Annotated in this window: 2 protein-coding genes; both read left to right on the plus strand. The window is 33.0% G+C overall.

The window, feature by feature from the left end; genetic code table 11:
* The coding region (locus tag Q0649_RS12545; RefSeq protein WP_367179380.1) for a phosphoribosyltransferase at window positions 1–183 on the plus strand (183 nt) is incomplete at its 5' end.
* Between the two features lie 100 nt (window positions 184–283).
* Window positions 284–2,116, plus strand: a complete 1,833-nt coding sequence (gene ftsH, locus Q0649_RS12550) for an ATP-dependent zinc metalloprotease FtsH (RefSeq protein WP_298842383.1) — start codon at window positions 284–286, stop codon at window positions 2,114–2,116.
* The last annotated feature ends 380 nt before the right edge of the window (window positions 2,117–2,496 follow it).

The following is a 2,496-nucleotide window of genomic DNA, read 5'->3' on the forward strand; positions in this document are numbered from 1 at the left end:
CCAAGTAGTTTAGAAATTATATGTTTACTTAATAAACCAGAAAGAAGAAAGGTAGATATAGATGTTAAATATGTAGGATTTGATGTGCCAGACTTTTTCATTGTAGGGTTTGGAATGGATTATGCAGAGAAATATAGGAATTTACCATATGTAGGAATATTAAAAGATGAAATTTATAAATAAGAGTGTATTATAATAATTACTTATTAATATACATATTATTGTCAAGTGCTTTTTAATGTGATATTATCTCATAGTAAATGAAAAGAAAGGGGGGTTTCTAATGAGAAAAATTTCTAGTGCATCAATTTGGCTTGTGGTGTTTGTACTCGTGATTTTTGCATCACTGGCCTTACTTAATACTGATAAAAAAGTTGATACACTTAGTGTTAATCAATTCCAAGATTATTGGGTTAAGAAACAAGTTAAAAGTGTTCAAGTAAGAGAAGATAAAACAGTAGAAGGACAATTAAATAACGGAACAAACTATGAAACCACAGTTCCGCTAGAGAGATTAATGCAAGTTATGGATGAACATCCAAATAATAAAGTCACAGAAACATATGTAAAGCCAGCAAGTATGCCAATGTGGTTGCAAATAATACCAACACTTCTTATTATATTAATGCTAGTAGGATTTTGGTTTATGTATATGCAACAATCTCAAGGCGGTGGTGGTGGTGGCGGTAATAGAGGGGTAATGAATTTTGGTAAAAGTAGAGCCAAAATCGCAACGCCAGATAAGAGGAAAGTTACATTTGATGATGTTGCAGGCGAAGACGAAGAAAAGGATGAACTTGCAGAAGTTGTAGATTTCTTAAAACAACCTAAAAGATATTTAGAAGCAGGCGCAAGAATTCCTAAAGGAATACTACTTGTTGGACCACCAGGTACTGGTAAGACTTTACTCGCAAGAGCTGTTTCAGGAGAAGCAGGAGTACCATTTTATAGTATATCTGGTTCTGACTTTGTAGAAATGTTTGTAGGAGTTGGAGCATCAAGAGTAAGAGATTTATTTGAGCAAGCCAAAAAAAGTGCTCCGTGCATAATATTTATTGATGAAATTGATGCAGTAGGTAGACAAAGAGGTGCTGGTGTTGGTGGCGGTCATGATGAACGAGAACAAACTCTAAATCAACTATTAGTTGAAATGGACGGGTTTGGTGTTAATGAAGGTATAATTATGATAGCTGCAACCAATAGACCAGACATACTAGATCCAGCGCTTTTAAGACCGGGCAGATTTGATAGACATATATTAGTAGGTGCTCCTGATGTTAAGGGAAGAGAAGCAATTCTTAAAGTACATTCTAAGAATAAGCACTTAGCAGATGAGGTAAAGCTTGATGTACTCGCTAAGAGAACACCAGGATTTACTGGTGCAGATTTAGAAAATCTAATGAATGAAGCTGCTTTACTAACTGTGAGAAGTGATAAAAAAGTTATAGAAATGTCAGAACTTGATGAAGCCGTAACTAGGGTTATTGCAGGTCCAGAGAAAAAGAGTAGGGTTATTAGTGAAAAAGATAGAAAATTAACTGCATATCATGAAGCAGGGCATGCGGTGGTAATGAAATATTCTCCATTATCAGATCCTATTCATCAAATAAGCATTATACCAAGAGGTATGGCAGGTGGATATACAATGCATCTACCTGAAGAAGACACATCATATACTTCAAAATTAAAGCTAAAAGATGAGATGGTTGGATTGCTTGGTGGTAGAGTTGCAGAGAAATTAATAATGAAAGATATTAGCACTGGTGCTAAAAATGATATTGATAGAGCATCATCTATAGCAAGAAAAATGGTTATGGAGTATGGTATGAGTGATGTTCTTGGACCAATATCTTTTGGTAATGATCATAATGAAGTATTCCTCGGAAGAGATTTAGGTAAAAGCAGAAACTTTAGTGAACAAGTAGCTTTTCAAATAGACGCAGAGGTTAAATCACTTATTGATGAGGCTTATGGAAAAGCTGAAAAGATTCTTGATGAAAATATAGGTAAACTTCATGCAGTAGCTCAAGAATTGCTTTTAAAGGAAAAACTTGAGGGTGCTGAATTTGAGGCTATAATTGCAAAAGCAGAATCAGCTGAAATGGGATTATCATAGATTAGTAAGTTAAGAGACAAACAGGAAATTTACCTGTTTGTCTCTTTTTTAGGTATAAATCAAAATATAGAATATTTTATCAAAAGAATTTTCTGAAGATTTACTTAATTTCGCTTTAAACATTTGATATAAATTGTGATATAATATAAAAGATTAGTTTCATAAGGGAAAAAACATGAACAAATTTTATTAGTACTTAACTTAAGTGAATTTAGAATAATATATTGATGCCACGAGCGATGAAGTAATGAGATACTAATAACAAAACTATAATTAAAACTATAACAGAAATAATTTCTATGAAGGAATGCTTTCTGTTTAATTTATATATAAGGGGTGAAGCATATGAAAAGTGATATAGAAATTGCACAAAGTGCTAA

The organism is uncultured Clostridium sp. (assembly GCF_937920395.1).
Classification (GTDB): Bacteria; Bacillota; Clostridia; order Clostridiales; family Clostridiaceae; genus Clostridium_AD.

Excerpts from the sequence above, each read along its gene's own strand:
- ftsH (WP_298842383.1), top strand. The coding sequence starts at position 284 with ATGAGAAAAATTTCTAGTGCATCAATTTGGCTTGTGGTGTTTGTACTC.